At 41.0% G+C, this 21,293-nt stretch carries 10 protein-coding genes; all 10 read left to right on the top strand.

Annotated features, from left to right (window positions below; translation table 11 throughout):
- Window positions 1-281 precede the first annotated feature (281 nt).
- On the top strand, window positions 282-3,281 hold the full coding sequence (locus D9O48_RS13915; protein ID WP_233589248.1) for a SusC/RagA family TonB-linked outer membrane protein: 3,000 nt from the start codon (window positions 282-284) through the stop codon (window positions 3,279-3,281).
- Between the two features lie 28 nt (window positions 3,282-3,309).
- Window positions 3,310-4,929: a RagB/SusD family nutrient uptake outer membrane protein gene (locus D9O48_RS13920; protein ID WP_126973583.1), complete on the top strand. Its 1,620-nt coding sequence runs from the start codon at window positions 3,310-3,312 to the stop codon at window positions 4,927-4,929.
- A gap of 57 nt (window positions 4,930-4,986) precedes the next feature.
- A complete protein-coding gene (locus D9O48_RS13925; RefSeq protein WP_199750580.1) occupies window positions 4,987-7,278 on the top strand; it encodes a GH92 family glycosyl hydrolase in 2,292 nt (763 codons plus the stop codon).
- Window positions 7,279-7,353: 75 nt separating this feature from the next.
- Window positions 7,354-8,367, top strand: a complete 1,014-nt coding sequence (locus D9O48_RS13930) for a LacI family DNA-binding transcriptional regulator (protein WP_126973585.1) — start codon at window positions 7,354-7,356, stop codon at window positions 8,365-8,367.
- 257 nt (window positions 8,368-8,624) lie between these two features.
- Window positions 8,625-12,428 (top strand): DNA-directed RNA polymerase subunit beta, encoded by a 3,804-nt coding sequence (gene rpoB, locus D9O48_RS13935; protein WP_126973586.1) that lies wholly within the window; start codon window positions 8,625-8,627, stop codon window positions 12,426-12,428.
- Window positions 12,429-12,562: 134 nt separating this feature from the next.
- Entirely contained in the window at window positions 12,563-16,855 is a 4,293-nt protein-coding gene (gene rpoC, locus D9O48_RS13940) for a DNA-directed RNA polymerase subunit beta' (protein ID WP_126973587.1), read from the top strand.
- 104 nt (window positions 16,856-16,959) lie between these two features.
- Complete coding sequence (locus D9O48_RS13945) at window positions 16,960-17,553, top strand: OmpH family outer membrane protein (RefSeq protein WP_126973588.1); 594 nt, start codon at window positions 16,960-16,962, stop codon at window positions 17,551-17,553.
- A gap of 251 nt (window positions 17,554-17,804) precedes the next feature.
- Complete coding sequence (locus D9O48_RS13950) at window positions 17,805-19,244, top strand: APC family permease (RefSeq protein ID WP_126973589.1); 1,440 nt, start codon at window positions 17,805-17,807, stop codon at window positions 19,242-19,244.
- A 1-nt stretch (window position 19,245) separates the two neighbouring features.
- Entirely contained in the window at window positions 19,246-20,241 is a 996-nt protein-coding gene (locus D9O48_RS13955) for a bifunctional heptose 7-phosphate kinase/heptose 1-phosphate adenyltransferase (RefSeq protein WP_126973590.1), read from the top strand.
- Window positions 20,242-20,446: 205 nt separating this feature from the next.
- Entirely contained in the window at window positions 20,447-21,280 is an 834-nt protein-coding gene (locus tag D9O48_RS13960) for a fructosamine kinase family protein (protein ID WP_158624900.1), read from the top strand.
- Window positions 21,281-21,293 lie beyond the last annotated feature (13 nt).

Below are 21,293 nucleotides of genomic sequence, written 5' to 3' on the forward strand. Positions count from 1 at the left end.
AGAGATTGTATTGCCCTGAAAATGAGGCAGGAAGATCATATTACTAACATGAAAGGATAAAGTTATTAAGGATATATTTTTTTTAATTTTTGCTAAAACGATTTAGTAATGAATGGTTTATGTTGCCGGTGCAATTTATTTAATATGAAAAAATGCTTGTGTCATTCAGCCTTATGAAAATTGCAGACCTCTCTGAATCAAAACTATAACCGATTTAAAACCCGTCTTTCCGACTTGTTCAAACCTTAATCTTGAAATTTTTAAAAACAAAAACGATGCTTATGCGAATGACTCAACGTCCTATGATTTTTATAGGACTAATGCTGCTCACACTCAGCAGCTTCGCTCAATCACGCACCATTACCGGTGCTGTTATTGATGCACAAACGAATACTCCGCTTCCCGGAGTTACAGTTTCTCTCCGAAATGCTGCCTCCACTACCCAAACCAATGGAGAAGGTAAGTATTCTATCGTTATTAACGATAGCAGAGAGGTACTGACTTTCTCTTTTGTCGGATATGTTAGCCAGGAATACAGAGCCAACAATCTGGCAATTATCGACGTTGCGCTCGAACCTTCTGCAGAATCTTTATCTCAGGCCATTGTTGTAGGATATGGCACCTTGCAGAAAAAAGAAATTACTTCAGCTGTTGCTTCTCTTAAACCGGAAGACTTCAGACAATCCGGTGCCAGAAATGCCCTCGACCTTGCACAAGGTAAAGTGGCCGGTTTGCAAATCACCAGAAGTTCTACAAACCCTAACTCCGGCGTGAATATCCAGATCAGAGGTGTTAACTCGCTCACAGCAGGTACTTCACCACTCATCGTTATCGATGGTATTCCCGGTGGTAATCTCGACCTTTTGCAACAGGATGATGTGGAATCAATCGACGTTTTGAAAGATGGTTCTGCTGCTGCGATTTATGGAACACGCGGTAACGGTGGCGTTATTCTCGTTACTACCAAAAGAGGTAAGGCCGGAATTGCTCAATATAATTATAACACTTATGCGAGAAGAGATATCGTGAATAAAAGACTGGATTTCTTCACTGCCGAACAAATCCGTTCACTCATCGGTGAAGGTAAACTGGCAGCTACTTTAGATAACCCGGCATGGGGTGGCGCATCTACCGATATGTTTAATGCCGTTCTCAATAAAGAGAATCTTTCGCACTACCATAACCTGGCTATCTCAGGAGGATCTAAAAATATGAACTACCGCGCCAGCCTTTACTATCAGGTACTGGAAGGTATTGCATTAGAAAATGCAAGAAATAATTATGGTGCAAGATTTAATCTTAATCATAAAGGTTTCAACGATCGGCTTTCTACCTCTGTGAATTTTACGACCAATTATAATAAGGCTAATTTGTTAGGAAACAATATTAACTGGGAAGGTGTTCTTACACGCCTCCCGACACAACCTATCTATAATGCCGACGGTTCTTTCTACGAAGATGCCAACGTGAGCGCACCGCCTAACTACGTGGCGATGCTGAATCAGGAAAAATATAACAGAGATCAGCAAACCACCTCTCTCGACGTAAAGTTTACCCTGGAACTACTGAAAGGATTGAAAGCAAACCTTTTTGGCGCTATTCAACGTAATTCTTATATAGATAATGAATATAAATCGAAAGCGTCCAGAGCTTCTATGATCGGTACAATTAACAACGTTACGCCGGCAGGAGACGGGTATGCTTATAAGTCTGCCTTCTTAAATAACAACTACGCTTTTGAACCTACCATTGAATACAGAACTAATTTCTCCAATCATACCGTTACGGCCATCGCCGGCTATAGCTACCGCTATGAAGTGGAAGAAACTTTCGGAATGGCCAATACCGGTTATGTGAATGACCTGTATGAAAACAATAACATGGGAGCGGGCAGATATCTTGAAGCCGGTAAAGGTTATATGGCCAGCAATAAATTCGATAACACTTTAATTGCTTTCTTCGGCCGTGTTACTTATAGTTTCAATGACCGTTATTTCGCACAGGCAATTATGAGAAGAGAAGGTTCTTCCAGATTCGGGGCCAATAATAAATGGGCAAATTTCCCGGCAGTTTCTGTTGGTTGGAATCTGAGCCAGGAAGACTTTATGAGTACCGTTACCTGGGTAGATGACCTTAAACTACGTGTTGGTTACGGTATAACCGGTAATACCGGATTTGCAAACTATGCCTCTCTGGTTACTTTAGGCGGAGGTGGATTTTATTTGTATCCCGACGGCCAGTGGCGCCAAACTTACGGTCCTAACAGAAACCCGAATCCAAACCTGAGATGGGAAAGAAAAAAAGAAGTTAATATCGGTTTGGATTATAGCTTCCTCAAAGGGCGATTGACCGGTTCGCTGGATGTTTATCAACGCACAACAGAAGACCTGTTAGATACTTATACTTCCCAGTTACCGGGTTTCATCACTGAAACTGTATATGCAAATGTTGGTACCATGGAAAATAAAGGTATCGAGCTGACTTTAACAGGTGTTATTATTGATTCTAAAAATTTTGAGTGGAAATCAACCGTTGCTGCCAGCACCATGAGTAACAGAATGGTCACCTTCTCGAATGATATGTTCAAAGGTACTTTTAAAGAGTATGGAGGTATCGGTGGTTACGGAGCACTCGGTAATGCCGTTCGTTTAGTAGAAGGTGGAAAGCTGGGTAACTTTTATGGAAAACGTTTTGCAGGTGTTGATCAAAATGGCGACTGGTTATTTTATAACAGAAAAAACGAAGCGATCCCTTCCAGCCAGATCAATACTTCTAACGACCCTGACGTAACTGACCTTGCAGTAATCGGTAATGGTATTCCACGTTACTATTTGTCATGGAATCATTCTTTCCGTTATAAAAATTTTGATGCGAACCTTTTCTTCAGAGGTAAGTTCAAGTATGATGTGTTGAACCTTGTTGAAATGGCGTATACCAATACAAGAACTCCTACCAATTTGCTCACCAGCACTTTTGAAAAACACGCTCCTTTATATAGCGGTTCCGGATCACCTTCTTATCAGTACTCTGATTATTACATAGAGAGAGGTGATTATTTCAAACTGGATGAAGTAACTATAGGATATACTTTTAAAATGAGAAACGACTGGATTAAAAATATGAGAGTTTATGTAGGCGGGTCTAACCTGGTATTGATGACGAAATACTCAGGAAATGATCCCGACTTTATCAATGATACCGGTTTGGCTGCCGGAATGGATGGAAGAGGTGTTTATCCTAATACCAGATCATTCCTTGTAGGATTAAACCTTGGTTTCTAACACTCCATTAACTCTTAAAACTTTCTTTATGAAATTTAAAAAATACATTGCTGCCATAACCTTCGGCTGTTTGGGTGCGCTGTCGTTTCAGGGTTGTACCAAACTCGATGAAAACGTATATAGTCAATTCACTACAGATAATTATTACAATAATAGAGATGAAGTATTATCAGCCGTACTTCGTCCTTATACACACGCCAACGCCTGGATCACGCCGGGGCAAAATGGTTGGTGGAGAGTTTCTGAACTTTCTGCCGATCAGTTGGCATGGCCGGTAAAAGGCCGTCACGGACAAGACGGTGGTCAGTGGATTCGCGACCACTATCACGAATGGCAGGAAGACGGGAATGAAATCTGGGGCCCCTGGAGATTGATGTGGTGGGGATTAGGGTTGTGTTCTGACCCGATCGAAAACCTTGAAAAAAGAACCATTCAGCAAATGGGTATTACCGAAGCGGAAAAAAATGCCTACATCGCAGAAATGAGATTGTTAAGAGCATTTCACTATCTCCGCCTGATGGATATTTACGGTAATATTCCGATCATCGCATTTGTTGGAGAACCTTCTCCGGCTACACGTCCGAGAGCTGATGTGTTTAACTTTATTGAAAGTGAAATCTTAGCGAGTGTAGATGCAGCTGCTCCATTGTCATCTGCGATGATGGGCAGAGCTACAAAAGCTGCAGGTTATGCCATGCTGGTAGAGTTATACCTGAATGCTGAAAAATGGACAGGCACTCCCAGATGGAATGACGTAGTTACCTATTCCGATAAACTGATTAACGGCGAAGGTGGTGCTCAGAATGGAACAATGGAACTCGACGCCAATATTACTGATACCTATGTACCGGATAATCATCTGTCAAAAGAAGTGATTTTCTCTATTGTTTACGACTTTAAAGCTGCTAATAGCTGGAAGCCGCAATGGAACGGAGATTTCTATCACTTTGCACAACGATTCATCTACGATGGTATACACAATGGAAATAATGGAGTAGTGGTAATACCGGGTGTATTTGATACTTTCGACGATGAAGATAAACGCAAAAGAGAATGGATACTGGAAGGACCCCAATATTATTACGGAACAACCAATCCGGTAATGGGAACAGAAGAATATTCAGGCCGCCCGCTTGTTTTTGTAGATAAAATTGAACGTACCAGTGAAAATAAAACAGACTCGGATATGACGCAGGGTGAAGAAAACAGCGGTGTTCGTTTTAATAAATACAAACCCGGCCGTCAGAATGATGCAAATTATATGAGTTCAGACTGGGCTATTTATCGCCTTACCTGGATTTATTTTGCAAAAGCCGAAGCGCTGATGCGACTGAACAATGGCGCTTCTACTCAGGCGGCTGTTGATCTGATCAATGCTACAAAAAGCAGGGCTTTTGATCCGGCTGACTGGTCTGCCCACGCTTACACAACTGCTACACTCGACTTAGATGAATTACTGGCAGAACGTGGAAGAGAATTTATCTTTGAAGGATTCAGACGACAGGATCTTATCCGTTTTGGAAAATTCCTGACAGGATCTTGGTGGGATCATGAACCAACGCTGGCCCCACACAAAGAAATTTTACCGATTCCTACCCGTCAGATTGTAATTAATCCTAACTTAAAACAAAATCCGGGTTATAATTAATCAATCATAGAATCGTGACTGCCTTCAGTCACGATTCTACTATTTAAAATGTTTATGATGAGATTTCTTTTTCTTGCTTTGGTACTGTTAGCAAGCAGTGCCACTACCCAGGCTCAGGTATCAAAAAAATCAAAGACACTGGTAGATTATGTTAATACTTTGATGGGAACAGATTCAAAGTATAGCTTGTCTAATGGAAATACTTACCCTGCAGTGGCTGTTCCCTGGGGAATGCACTTCTGGAGCCCGCAAACCGGTAAAATGGGAGACGGCTGGATGTATACTTACAGTGCCGATAAAATACGTGGATTTAAACAAACACACCAACCTTCTCCGTGGATGAACGACTATGGTAATTTTGTGATCATGCCGGCAACTGGTAAACTCGTATTCGATGAAAATCAGAGAGCCAGCTGGTTTTCGCACAAAGCGGAAATCGCCGCACCTGATTATTACCAGGTTTATCTTGCCGATGCCGATGTAGTAACTGAGATTACAACTACAGAAAGAGCAGCCCAATTCAGACTGACTTATCCTGAAACAGATAGTGCTTTTTTAATTATTGATGCTTTAGATAAAGGCTCATATATTAAAGTAATTCCCGAGCAAAATAAAATTATTGGTTATTCAACCCGCAACAGCGGTGGCGTCGGTAAAAACTTCAAAAACTATTTTGTAGTGCAACTCGATCAGCCTTTTCAACACAACTGGATCTGGAATGACTCTTTGCTAGTGAGTAATCAGAAAGAACATACCTCGCGTCATACCGGAGTGGTGGTAGCTTTTAAAACCAGGAAAGAGCAGGTGGTGAATGTAAAAACTGCTTCTTCTTTTATCAGTTTTGAACAGGCCGAATTAAACCTGCAACGTGAAATCGGCAAAAATGATTTCAATACTACCCGAGCACAATCAAAGAAACTATGGAATGAAATGTTAGGCAGAATTGAAGTAGTGGATACACATCTTCCTGCTGAAAAAGCAACCTTCTATTCCTGCTTGTACCGTGCTTTACTATTTCCGCAGAAGCATTATGAAGTAGATGCTGCCGGAAATATAAAACATTACAGTCCGTACAGCAGCCAGGTAGAAGACGGTTATTTCTTCGCCGGCACCGGCTTCTGGGATACTTTCAGGGCATTATTCCCATTGTTGAACTTCGTATATCCCGAAATCAATGTTGAAATGCAAAAAGGCTTGGTAAATGCGTACAGGTTCGGCGGATTTTTACCGGAATGGTCAAGCCCTGGTTTCAGAAACGTAATGGTAGGAAATAACTCCGCATCTGTGGTGGCCGATGCCTATATCAAAGGTTTGAGAGGCTATGATATCGAAACGCTCTGGCAGGCATTGGTAAAAGGAGCCCATGAAGAGGGACCATTGGATGCAGTGGGTAGAAAGGGAGCGAAATATTATAATGAAATCGGTTATGTGCCTTACAATGTAGGCATCAGAGAAAATGCTGCACGAACATTAGAATATGCCTATGATGACTTTACTATTGCCGAACTGGCAAAAGCGTTGAAGAAATCACCCGAGGATGTTAACTACTATTATCAGAGAGGACAGAATTATAAAAAACTGTATGATGATTCTACTAAATTAATGCGGGGAAAGAACCTGGACGGTTCATTTCAGTATCCGTTTAACCCATTAAAGTGGGGGGATGCTTTTACTGAAGGAAACAGTTTACATTATTCATGGAGTGTATTTCACGATATTGAAGGATTAAAGAACCTGATGGGCGGAGATGCGGTATTTAACAGAATGCTGGATACTATTTTCGAAACGCCACCGCATTTTGACGAGAGCTATTACCGCGGTGTTATCCATGAAATACGTGAGATGCAGATCATGAATATGGGACAGTATGCGCATGGTAATCAGCCGATCCAGCACGTCGTATACCTGTATAATTATGGCTCTCAGCCGTGGAAAGCACAGGCGAGGGTGAGAGAAATTATGAAAAAACTGTATTTCCCTACTCCTGACGGTTACTGTGGTGACGAGGATAACGGGCAAACCAGCGCCTGGTATGTATTCAGTGCTTTAGGTTTTTATCCGGTATGCCCCGGAACCACTCAATATGTGATGGGAAGCCCGATCTTCAACAAGGTAAAAGTTCATTTCCCGAACGGTAAAACGCTTGAAATAGAATCGGCTAATAATTATGAGGAGCATCCGTATGTACAATCAGTCAACTGGAATGGTAAAAGCTATGACAAAAATTATCTTGAGCACTTTGAATTACTGAAAGGTGGCCGTTTAAAGTTTGAAATGGGCGAACAACCGAATAAAAAAAGAGGCATAACCAAATCTGCCTACCCATATTCGTACTCCGTGAAACCATAAACGGAAAGAAATTAGTGAAATCGTTTTCAGGAAACCGATAAGGTGTTATCTTAGCTTAAACCACTAATAAAATAAATGAAAAAAGCTTCGCTAAAAGACATTGCTGCCATGACCGGTACTTCTATAACCACGGTATCGTTAGTACTGAACGGCCGGGCAAAGCAAATGCGTATTAGTGACGAGGTTGCCGAAATGATTGTTAAAACTGCTGACGAGGCAGGTTATGTTCCCAATCAGATGGCAGTTCGTTTAAGAACGGGGAAATCAAAGCTGATTGGAATTATTGTAGATACTATCTCCGGTAATTTTTTCAGTACACTGGCCCCGATAGTGGAGCAGTCGTTAGCACCTTACGGTTACCGTATTATATATGCCGCTACAGAAAATGAACCCGAAAGAACCCGCCAGGTCATTCAAATGTTAAGAGAACAGGCCGTGGAAGGGTATATCCTCATGCCTCACAATGGGATGCGGAAAGAATTAGACCGGTTACTGCAAGACGAAAAACCGGTAGTATTGTTAGATATGAATTTTGAGGACCTGGAACTGCCGGTAGTAAGAGTGGATGGTGAACAATCAATTATCAAGTTGGTACATCAATTAGTGCAAAAAGGCTATCAGCGGATAGGAATGGTAACCAGTGATCACCCGCACGCTCAGCTTCAATACCGTTTGAGCGGTTATGAGCAAGGGTTGATCGAACTGGGCATGCCTTTAAAGAAAACTTATATTCACACGGTGGCAATGAAAAAAAGCCGTGAAGCGCAACTAAAAGCATTAAGTACCTGGTTACAGCAAAAGAACAGGCCCGACTGTGTGATCTTCTCGGCGAACTATTTGGGCGTGTTAGGTGTTGAAGTATTGCAACGTTTGGGGTGGAATATGCCGAATGATCTCGGAATGGTGGTTTTTGATGACCAGGATTTATTTAGATTGTATCCGGGTGGAATCTCCGTAATTGAACAACCGACCGCACAAATGGCGGAATCTGCGGCAAATTTATTATTGCAGGGGCTTGGAATCAAAAAAGGAGGACGTAAGCTGGAATATATTTTGCCGGGAAAAACGGTATTAAGGGGGTCTACCTGATTAAATATAAGATATTTAATTTAAATAGTAAAGGGTAAAATTAGCAAACTGCAAAAAAATATTTATTTTTTGTAATTTATTACTTACCTTTGCCGTCCTAATTTTAAAAGCTAATTAGCGAGGTATGTTAAAAATGGCCATTATAACATAACTGCCTCATATTCAGTGCACTGAGAACCTGTAAGTTCTCCAGAGATTGGTATGTCTATAGACGATTATTGAAGTTCGAACAACTTAAAAAACCGGTTTTAATTAATATGTCTTCAACAAAACTGCAAACCAGGGTAAACTTTGGCAAGACTAAGAACTTGGCCGATGCCCCTGATCTACTCGAAGTACAGATTCAGTCTTTTAAAGAGTTTTTCCAGCTAGAAACTACGCCTGATAAGCGTAACATTGAGGGATTGTTTAAAGTGTTTAAGGAGAATTTTCCTATTACTGACACTCGTAACATCTTCGTGTTGGAATTCTTAGACTACTTCATTGATCCCCCGCGCTACACCATCGAAGAGTGTATGGAGCGTGGATTGACTTATGCGGTACCTTTAAAGGCAAAGCTTAGGTTAAGTTGTAACGATGAAGAGCACGTTGATTTCCAAACAATTGTACAGGATGTGTTTTTAGGGAATATTCCTTACATGACACCCAGAGGTACTTTTGTAATCAATGGTGCGGAGCGTGTAGTGGTATCTCAATTACACCGTTCTCCGGGCGTGTTCTTTGGTCAGTCTGTTCACCCGAACGGAACTAAGATTTACTCTGCCAGAGTAATTCCTTTTAAAGGAGCCTGGATGGAGTTCGCGACCGACATCAACAACGTAATGTACGCTTACATCGACCGTAAAAAGAAGTTCCCTGTAACAACTTTATTGCGTTCGATCGGATACGAAACCGACAAGGACATCCTTGAATTATTCGGCATGGCTGATGAAGTTCCGGGTGATGCTAAGTCTTTGAAAAAACATTTAGGTAAACGCCTGGCTGCCCGTGTGTTAAGAACATGGGTGGAGGATTTCGTGGATGAAGACACCGGTGAGGTGGTTTCTATCGAGCGTAATGAAATCGTGATGGAGCGTGACACCGTTTTGGACGAAGAAGCAGTTGATATGATTGCGGATATGGACGTGAAGAGCGTTTTCGTTCAAAAAACAGATGTTGGTGGAGATTTCGCCATTATTTACAATACTTTGAATAAAGATACTTCTAACAGTGAGTTGGAAGCGGTTCAGCATATCTATCGCCAGTTGCGTGGTGCTGATGCCCCTGATGATGAAACTGCAAGAGGTATTATCGATAAATTATTCTTCTCTGATAAACGTTATGATTTAGGGGAAGTAGGTCGTTATAAAATCAACCGTAAGTTGAATTTAGAATTACCGCTTGACCAAAAAACGTTAACCAAAGAAGATATCATCGAAATCATTAAATACCTGGTACGTTTAACCAACGGTAAAGCAGAGATTGATGATATCGACCACTTAAGCAACCGTCGTGTAAGAACTGTGGGTGAGCAATTATATGCTCAGTTCGGAGTGGGTCTGGCCCGTATGGCGCGTACCATCCGTGAGCGTATGAACGTTCGTGATAATGAGGTATTTACACCGGTTGACCTGATCAATGCACGTACTTTGTCGAGCGTTATCAACTCATTCTTCGGAACATCGCAGTTATCGCAGTTCTTAGACCAAACCAACCCGCTGTCTGAAATTACACACAAACGTCGTATTTCAGCGTTAGGGCCAGGTGGTTTAAGCCGTGAGCGTGCAGGTTTCGAGGTGCGTGACGTACACTATAGCCACTACGGTCGTTTGTGTACGATTGAAACACCGGAGGGTCCGAACATCGGTTTGATCTCGACCTTATGTGTGCACGCAAAAATCAACGAGATGGGCTTCATTGAAACGCCTTATCACAAAGTTGAGCATGGTAGAGTAGACATTAAAGAATTAACCTTCTTAAGTGCGGAAGAAGAAGATATCGCAAAAATTGCGCAGGCTTCGGTAGCGTTAAATGAGAATGGTGAATTCGTAGATGATAGAATTCCTTCACGTCAAACAGGTGATTTCCCTATTCTTGAAAGAGAAGAAGTGGAGTTCATGGACGTAGCACCTAACCAGATCGTAGGTTTGTCTGCATCGCTGATTCCGTTCCTGGAACACGATGACGCCAACCGTGCGTTAATGGGATCGAACATGCAACGTCAGGCTGTACCGCTGATCCGCCCTCAGAATCCTATCGTAGGAACCGGATTGGAAGGAAAGGCTGCAAGAGACGCCCGTGTTCAGATCTTATCAGAAGGTGAAGGTGTGGTTGAATATGTTGACGGAAGTGAAATTCACGTTCGTTATGACCGTAGCGATGCTGATCGTTTAGTAAGCTTTGAAGAAGATTTAAAAATCTACAAACTGACTAAATTTATCAAAACCAACCAGGAAACCTGTATCAACCAAAAACCTGCTGTTCGTAAAGGACAACGCGTGATTAAAGGTGACTTCTTAACTGAAGGATATGCGGTTCAGGACGGTGAGTTAGCATTAGGACGTAACTTACAAGTGGTATTCATGCCATGGAAAGGTTACAACTTCGAGGATGCGATCGTAATTAACGAAAAAGTAGTTAAAGAAGACTTATTTACTTCTATTCACATCTCTGAGTATGAATTAGAAGTGAGAGATACTAAATTAGGTGAAGAGGAACTGACTCCGGATATCCCGAACGTTTCTGAAGAAGCTACCAAAGACCTTGACGAAAACGGTATTATCCGTTTAGGGGCAGCGATCAAAGAAGGTGATATCCTGATCGGTAAAATCACTCCTAAAGGTGAATCTGATCCGACTCCGGAAGAGAAATTATTAAGAGCAATCTTCGGTGATAAAGCCGGTGATGCAAAAGATGCTTCTCTGAAGGCTCCGAACGGAGTAGAAGGTGTTGTAATCGGTAAAAAACTTTTCCAACGTGCCAAGAAAGATAAAAACGCAAAACTGCGTGAAAAAGCAGCGCTGGAAAAACTGGAAAAAGTTCACGAAAAAAATACCGACGATCTAAAAGAGTTGTTATTAGAAAAACTGCAAACTTTATTGAAAGATAAAGCTTCATCAGGAGTGAACAACAACTTCGGTGAAGTGCAGGTACCTAAAGGAACGAAGTTTAATCCTAAGAACCTGTCTACAATCGATTATCTGAACGTAAATCCTTTGGGATGGACAGGCGATAACTCAATTGACGATCAGATCAACACTTTGTTACACAACTATAACATCAAGTATAACGAAGAGTTAGGCCGTTACAAGAGAGAGAAATTCAATATCTCTATCGGTGACGAGTTACCTGCAGGTGTATTGAAACTGGCGAAAGTTTATCTGGCTGTTAAACGTAAGTTGAAAGTGGGTGATAAGATGGCGGGCCGCCACGGTAACAAAGGTATCGTTGCGAAAATCGTTCGTCAGGAAGATATGCCGTTCTTAGAAGACGGAACACCGGTTGATATCGTATTGAACCCGTTAGGGGTACCTTCACGTATGAACCTCGGTCAGATCTATGAAACCGTATTAGGTTGGGCCGGCTTGAAATTAGGTTGCAAATTCGCTACACCGATCTTTGACGGAGCTACTCCTGATGAAATCGCTGAGCAAATTGAAGTAGCTAAACTTCCAAGCTTCGGACATACTTACCTTTATGATGGTGAAACAGGTGACCGCTTCGACCAGAAGGCTACTGTAGGTGTTATTTATATGATTAAACTACACCACATGGTAGACGATAAAATGCACGCACGTTCTATCGGGCCATACAGCTTGATCACACAGCAACCATTAGGTGGTAAAGCACAGTTCGGTGGTCAGCGTTTCGGTGAGATGGAGGTTTGGGCATTGGAAGCATACGGTGCGTCTAACATCTTGCAAGAATTATTAACTATTAAATCGGATGATATCGTAGGCCGTGCGAAAACTTACGAAGCAATCGTGAAAGGCGACAATATCCCGAGAGCAGGTATTCCGGAATCGTTCAACGTATTAGTACATGAGTTGAGAGGTCTTGGACTTGATCTTAAATTCGATTAATCATATTTACTTCTTCCTTCATCGATATTGAGATGAAGGAAGAAGTAATTTCTGTTCTTGTAAAACAAATATTCAGTCCCCGATTCCCAACAAAGTTGGGTGAGGAGATAAAAGCATAAAAGCTCATCTAGAATATGGCTATTAAAAAAGAGAATCGTCCTAGAGCGACCTTTTCTAAAATTACAATCGGTTTGGCATCACCAGACTCTATTTTAGAACGTAGCTATGGCGAGGTATTAAAACCTGAAACGATTAACTATCGTACTTACAAACCTGAAAGAGACGGTTTGTTCTGTGAGCGTATTTTTGGTCCGGTTAAAGACTATGAATGTGCTTGTGGAAAATATAAAAGAATTCGTTATAAGGGAATCGTTTGTGACCGTTGCGGTGTAGAAGTTACTGAGAAAAAAGTACGTCGTGAGCGCATGGGGCACATCAAATTAGTGGTTCCTGTTGTACATATCTGGTATTTCAAGAGCTTACCTAACAAAATCGGTTACTTATTAGGTGTTAGTTCTAAAAAATTAGAAACGATCATTTATTATGAGCGTTTCGTGGTTATTCAGGCCGGTATCCGTGAGGATAAAGGTTTGAAAATGGGAGATCTTTTAACTGAAGAAGAATATCTTGATTTATTAGAAACACTTCCGAAAGATAACCAGTTCTTACCTGACGAAGACCCTCAGAAATTCATTGCTAAAATGGGTGCTGAAGCGGTTCATGACATGTTAGGAAGAATTGAGTTAGACCAATTATCATTTGATTTAAGAAATGCAGCGGCAACTGAAACTTCACAACAACGTAAAGCAGATGCTTTAAAACGTTTAAGTGTAGTAGAATCTTTCCGTGATGCTAACTTACGTATTACTAACCGCCCTGAGTGGATGGTAATGCAATATATTCCTGTAATTCCACCTGAATTACGTCCGCTTGTACCTTTAGACGGTGGCCGTTTTGCGTCTTCTGACTTAAACGACTTATACCGCCGTGTAATTATCCGTAATAACCGTTTGAAACGTTTATTAGAAATCAAAGCTCCTGAAGTAATCTTACGTAACGAAAAACGTATGTTACAGGAAGCTGTTGATTCTCTGTTCGACAATAGCCGTAAATCAAATGCTGTTAAAGCGGAAGGTGGCAGAGCGTTGAAATCTCTTTCTGATGTATTGAAAGGTAAACAAGGTCGTTTCCGTCAAAACTTATTAGGTAAACGTGTTGACTACTCCGGTCGTTCTGTAATCGTGGTAGGTCCTGAATTGAAGTTACACGAGTGTGGTTTACCTAAAGATATGGCTGCGGAATTGTTCAAACCGTTCATCATCCGTAAACTGATTGAAAGAGGTATCGTTAAAACTGTAAAATCGGCTCGTAAGCTGGTAGATAAAAAAGAAGCAGTTGTTTGGGATATCCTGGAGAACGTGCTGAAAGGTCACCCGGTAATGTTAAACCGTGCCCCGACACTTCACCGTTTATCTATTCAGGCATTCCAACCTAAATTAATTGAAGGTAAAGCGATCCAGTTACACCCGTTAGTGTGTTCTGCGTTCAACGCCGACTTTGATGGTGACCAGATGGCGGTACACGTTCCGTTAAGTAACGCTGCTGTATTGGAAGCTCAGTTATTAATGTTGTCTTCTCACAACATTCTTAACCCGCAAAACGGTGCTCCGATGACCCTTCCTTCTCAGGACATGGTCTTGGGCCTGTACTACATCACTAAAGGTAAACGTACCGACGATAAAGAAACGCTTCGCGGTGAGGGTAAAGCCTTCTACTCTGCAGAAGAAGTAATTATCGCGTACAATGAAAAACGTGTAGACTTACACGCTTTCATTAAAGTGAAAGTAGATGTTCGTAACAGCAAAGGTGAATTAGAATATAAATTGATCGAAACTACTGTAGGTCGTATCCTGTTCAATCAGTTCGTACCTAAAGAAGTTGGTTTCATCAACGCATTAATGACTAAAAAGAACTTGCGTGAAATCATTGGAGATATCATCAATATCACCAATATTCCAAAAACAGCGAAGTTCCTCGATGATATTAAACAATTAGGTTTCCGTACAGCGTTCAAAGGAGGTTTGTCATTCTCTATTAATGACCTGATCATTCCTTCTATTAAAGAATCAGTACTGGAAAACGCGAAAGGTGAAGTTGCTGAGGTATGGGACAACTATAACATGGGTCTTATTACCAACAACGAGCGTTATAATCAGATCGTTGATATCTGGTCGAGAGTCGATACCAGAATCACTGAAACGCTGATCCGTGAATTGAGTACAGATAAGCAAGGGTTTAACTCTGTTTATATGATGCTTGACTCTGGAGCGCGTGGTTCTAAACAGCAGATCAAACAGCTTTGTGGTATCAGAGGTCTGATGGCTAAACCAAGAAAATCAGGATCTACAGGTTCTGAGATCGTTGAAAATCCGATCTTATCGAACTTTAAAGGTGGGCTGAACGTATTGGATTACTTCATCTCTACCCACGGTGCCCGTAAAGGTCTTGCGGATACCGCGTTAAAAACAGCCGATGCGGGTTACTTAACCCGTCGTTTAGTAGACGTGGCACAAGACGTGGTAATCACAGAAGAAGATTGTGGAACCTTACGTGGTATTGCAACCAGTGCATTAAAAGACAACGAAGACATCGTTGAACCATTATATGATCGTATCATCGGACGTACCTCATTACATGATGTATATCATCCGCACACTGAAGAATTAATCATCGCTGCCGGCGGATTAATCACCGAAGATCTCGGTAAAGAAATCGAAAACGCAGGTATTGAAACCGTTGAAATTCGTTCGGTATTAACCTGCGAAAGCAAACGCGGTGTGTGTGTGAAATGTTACGGTAAAAACTTAGCATCAGGTTACTTAACACAGAAAGGGGATGCAGTAGGTATTATCGCTGCACAATCAATCGGTGAGCCTGGTACTCAGTTAACACTTCGTACCTTCCACGTGGGTGGTGTGGCCGGTTCTGCTTCAGTAGAATCAGCTCTCTACGCTAAATTCGATGGTACATTACAATTCGACGGTCTGCGTACTGTAACTGCTGAAAACAACGAAGGTGAAAAAATCCAGGTGGTAATCGGTCGTACAGGTGAGATCAGAAATATGGATCTGAAAAATGATCGCTTGTTAAACGTAATCAACATTCCTTACGGTTCTACTTTGATCGTAAAAGACGGTCAGGAAGTGAAGAAAGGAGATGTGATCTGTACATGGGATCCGTTTAACAACGTAATCATCGCTGAGATTCCTGGTTCTATCCGTTTCGAAAACGTAATCGATGGTATCACTTACCGTGAAGAGGCCGACGAACAAACCGGTCACCGCGAAAAAGTGGTTATCGAAACAAAAGATAAAAACAAAATTCCAACAATGTTGGTAGAAGGTAAAGAAGTGAAAATTTACAACTTACCGGTAGGTTCACACATCGCAGTTGATGAAACTGACGAAGTTAAAGCCGGTCAGGTATTAGTAAAAATTCCTCGTAACCTTCGTATCCAACGAGATATTACCGGGGGTCTTCCAAGAGTTACCGAGTTGTTTGAAGCTCGTAACCCGGGTAACCCGGCCGTGGTTTGTGAAATCGATGGTGTTGTTGCCTTCGGTAGCATTAAACGCGGTAACAGAGAAATCATCGTTGAGGCTAAAGACGGCGTAGTGAAGAAATATTTAGTTCCTCTTACCCGCCAGATCCTCGTACAAGACGGTGACTTTATCAAAGCCGGTGCTCCGTTATCTGATGGCCAGATTGCTCCAAGCGATATCTTATCAATTAAAGGTGCATTCGCCGTTCAGGAGTATGTAGTAAATGAAATTCAAGAGGTTTACCGCTTGCAAGGGGTAAAAATTAACGATAAACACATTGAAGTAATCGTTCGTCAGATGATGAAAAAAGTGGAGATCGTTGATCCGGGTGATACACGTTTCTTAGAAGAAGATTTAGTAGATCGTTTCGACTTTAACGAAGAGAACGATTGGATCTTCGACAAGAAAGTGATTACTGAAGCCGGAGAAAGTACTAAACTTCGTGCCGGTCAGATCGTAAGCGTGCGCGAAATTCGTGAAGAAAACTCCGTATTACGCCGTTCTGATAAAGCATTAGTAGAATTCAGAGATGCCAATCCTGCTACCTCTCAACCGGTATTATTGGGTATTACCAAAGCATCTTTAGGTACGCAAAGCTGGATCTCAGCTGCATCGTTCCAGGAAACTACTAAAGTATTATCTTCAGCTGCTATCATGGGTAAATCTGATGATATGCTCGGATTGAAAGAAAACGTTATTACCGGTCACCCAATTCCTGCAGGTACAGGTTTGAGAGATTTTGAGAATATGGTTGTAGGTAGTAAAGAAGAATACGAATTATTACAAACCACTCGCGAAGCAATGAGCTTCGATGACGATGAATAATATTTCGCTTATCCGCGAAAAGAAAAGTAGGAAGTAGCCCTTCCTACTTTTTCATTTGAATCATTAAAATATATTTTTTTTTAACATATTAGTTTTCGCTCTGCATGAAAAATATCTCTACAATTATAGCAACGATCGCATTAGCGTTAGGAATTGTGTTATTAGTATTACATTTTACCAATAAACAAGAGTTAAATAAAGTAGCAAGTGTAGTGGAGGGAGATGGTGCCGGTTTCAGAATTGCTCATTTTGATATAGATTCTTTACAAGCTCATTATGAGTATTACAAATCTTCTTTAGAAGAAATGAAAGACAAAGAAACTGTTGCTGCTAACGAGTTACAGGATCTGAAAAACCGTTATCAACGCCGTATTAAACAATTGCAGGATAAAGCGAACACCATGACCTACGCTGAGGGCGAAGCTGCCCAAAGAGAAGTAGCTCAGATGGATCAAAGCTACAGAACCCGCGAGTCTCAGTTAATGGAAAAATTACAAGGCGAGCAGGTTGAAATTATGAAAGAACTTCGTACACAGATTGAAGCGTATTTAGCGGAATATAATAAAGACAAAAAATTCGCTTACATCATTTCATACGAACCAGGCTACATCGTTTATTATAAAGATAGCGTTTACGATATCACCAGCGATTTGGTTAAAGGTTTGAACACGAAGTATCCGGCTAAACCGAAAAAATAATTTTAAGATACTCAATTAAAACAGTCCTCAACAAGTGTTGAGGACTGTTTTTTTTATGCGCTGCCTCCAACCCTCCATTGCATCTTGAAAACAATTTCAGAGTAGTGTTGCAACTTATAAAATCAACACAATCAATCTATTTTTAATGTGTCAGAAGCCCGCCTGTTTTTTTATTCCGCTTATCCTGACACTGTTTTGTTCTCTTCAAAAAATATGTATCTTCAAGGCTTAACACCCTTTTTTACATCCATATGAATGATAATTCAAAAACATTTAAACCCCAGTTAGGTTTATTTGATGCTACCATGATTGTAGCAGGTTCGATGATTGGCTCCGGTATATTTATCGTAAGTGCCGATATAGGCCGTAATGTAGGTTCTCCGGGACTGCTTTTACTGGTTTGGCTGATTACCGGTATAATGACGATTGTAGCCGCAGTAAGCTATGGTGAGCTGAGCGGAATGTTCCCTAAAGCAGGTGGCCAGTATGTTTATCTTAGAGAATCATATAATCCGTTAATGGGCTTTTTATATGGCTGGAGCTTTTTCTCCGTTATTCAAACAGCCACAATCGCAGCAGTAGGTGTTGCCTTTGCCCGTTACTCCGCTTATATTTTCCCCTCCCTCTCCGAATCTAATATCCTCTTTAGTGTAGGAAAACTGAATATATCAGCTGCACAGGTTTTTGCCATCAGCTCGATCGTATTGCTAACTTTTATCAATACAAAAGGGGTGAAAGAAGGAAAAATAATCCAATCAACCTTTACTGTTTCTAAATTAGTTGCCCTCTTCGGCTTAACAATACTTGGTTACTTTCTTGTAGAAACCAGTTTCTGGTCTGAAAACTGGCAATTAGGATTTGCTGCCCGTCAGGACTTAGGCGTGGGTGGAGCGGGAAAAATTCCGACTGACTGGACAGAAATTGCAGGTATTACACTGGTGGGTGCAATTGCTGCAGCGATGACAGGTTCGTTATTCAGCTCAGATGCCTGGAATAATGTGACTTTCATTGCAGGTGAAATCAAAAACCCTCAGCGAAATATCGGGTTGGCATTATTTCTCGGAACTTTAATGGTCACCATTATTTATATCGCTGCCAATTTAATGTATATCTACGTAGTACCGTTTAATGAAATTGCTTATCCACAGGATGATCGCCTGGCGATGGCCGCTGCGGAACGAATGTTTGGTGGTGATTTTGGAAAATACTTTATCGCCGTGTTAATTATGGTAGCCACTTTCGGTTGTAATAACGGATTGATTCTTGCCGGATCAAGAGTATATTATACCATGGCGAAAGATGGTTTATTCTTCAGAAAAGCCGGCGAATTAAATAAAAATACAGTACCGGCCTGGAGCCTTTGGGTACAGTGTGTGGTAGCGTCTATATTATGCTTAAGCGGTAGTTACGGTAATTTACTTGATATGATTTCATTTGTGGTAGTCGTATTCTACGTTTTAACGATCATAGGTATCTTTATTCTTCGTAAAAAACGCCCGGATATGCATCGCCCGTATAAAGCATTCGGTTATCCGGTATTACCTGCTATTTATATCTTGATGGGAATTAGTTTTTGTGTCTTACTTTTGATCTTTAAAACAAAATATACCATTTGGGGACTAGGAATTATGTTATTAGGAATTCCGATCTATTATGGTGTGTTAGCAAACAAAAAGAAAAGTAATTCTTAAAATGAAAGGCTTCGAACTAGATCAATTATTTGAACAGTTTACCTCCATCAAAGTTGGTGTGGTGGGTGATGTGATGTTAGATACCTATTGCTGGGGAAATGTTGAAAGAATTTCACCGGAAGCGCCCGTGCCTATTGTAGCTATTACAGGAAGAGAATTCAGAATCGGTGGTGCCGGAAACGTTGCTTTGAACCTGGCGGCATTAGGCGCACAGGTAAACATGATAACTGTTACCGGTAATGATGATGATGCTAAGACATTAGCAAAGTTGTTCGACGACAATCATATTGATACTTCTTTTTCATTGAAAGATGAAAACAGACTCACGACCAATAAAATGAGAGTGATCAGCAGAAATCAGCAGATGATGCGCCTTGATACCGAAATAACGAATGATCTTTCTGCCGAACTTGAGTTATTGTTTCTCGAAAAAATAGAACAATATCTGCAGACCGTTCAACCGCACGTTCTGATTTTTGAAGATTATAATAAAGGAGTACTAACACAGAAAGTGATTGAGTCAACCATTTCATTGTGCAAAAAATATGATGTACTGACTGCTGTGGATCCTAAAAAGAAAAACTTCTTCAGTTATCAGGATGTAACCATTTTCAAACCGAATCTGAAAGAGGTGAAGGAAGGCTTGAATATTGCACTTGACAAAATTGATTTACCATCGATGGAAACGGTACATGAACAGTTAAGAGATAAATTGAATCATCAGATTTCGTTTATCACACTTTCAGAAAAAGGCGTGTTCTATCAATGCCCTGATAAAAGTGCCCTGATTCCTTCGCATATCAGAAACATTGCAGATGTATCAGGTGCCGGAGATACAGTGATTGCAGTAGCATCATTAGTATATGCTACCACCAGAAATGAGTTGTTGATGGCTAAAATGGCTAATATCGCCGGAGGATTAGTTTGTGAGGAAGTAGGCACGGCAGCGATAAAAAAATCTGTTTTGTTAGAAGAATGTAAATTGTTATTAGCTTAACAGGTAAAGTGTTATGAGTTGAAAATTAACAGTTTATTCAGGTGATTGAGCAGAATGGAAAAATATCGTATATTTTATAGATAGAGAGATTAAAAAAGTGGCCTCTGACAAAGTTGGGGGCCACTTTTTTATTAATTGGCATTCTCTTGGATATAGAAAATATATGAACAGTGCATTACAACATACGATATCGCAGTATCTATGTATGTATACAAAACATTATTATCCGTTTCAGGTAATACCGGTAAGAGGAGGTTCGATTAACGATGCGTACGGAATACAATATGGAAAGGATAGGTTTTTTTGTAAAATAAATGACCGGGATACTTTGCCTGATCTTTTCAGAAAAGAAGCGAAAGGGCTGGAGTATATTTCCATGACAAAAAAAATCCGGGTACCTGCAATAATTGATGTGTTATATACGGAAACTCATCAGATTTTTTTGATGGAGTGGATAGATACGACAACGCCCACCGGGCTGAGTTGGGAAAAGCTGGCCCTTCAGCTGGCGGGCTTACACAATTGTACGTTCCCGAATTTCGGTTGGTTCGAAGATAATTATATGGGTAATATGGAACAGCGTAATCAGCAGATGAGTACGTGGTCGAATTTTTTTATTGAATGCCGGTTAGTGCCTCAGATGAAAATCGGGTATGACCAGGATTTGTTAGAGAAAAAAGACTTGTTAGGTTTACAGCGGCTGTTCAACCGTTTGCCTGATATCTATCCTCACACGCAACCACAGCTCGTTCACGGCGATCTATGGCATGGGAACATCCTTTTTGACCTGAAAGGAGATCCGGTGCTGATTGACCCTGCTATTCATTATGGGCATGCTGCGGCAGATTTAGGCCTGACACAGCTGTTCGGAGGAGTTGATTCAAGATTTTATGATGTTTATACCAGTGAAGCGGACGTAGCACCTAATTATCGTGAACAATGGGAAATAGCAAATCTTTATCCATTGTTAATGCATTTAAACTTATTCGGAAAATCGTATTATTCCGGCATCGCCGATACAATTCACAGCTTTGTTTAACGTTTACAAAGAA

Source organism: Gynurincola endophyticus, from assembly GCF_003991195.1.
Taxonomy (GTDB): domain Bacteria; phylum Bacteroidota; class Bacteroidia; order Chitinophagales; family Chitinophagaceae; genus Gynurincola; species Gynurincola endophyticus.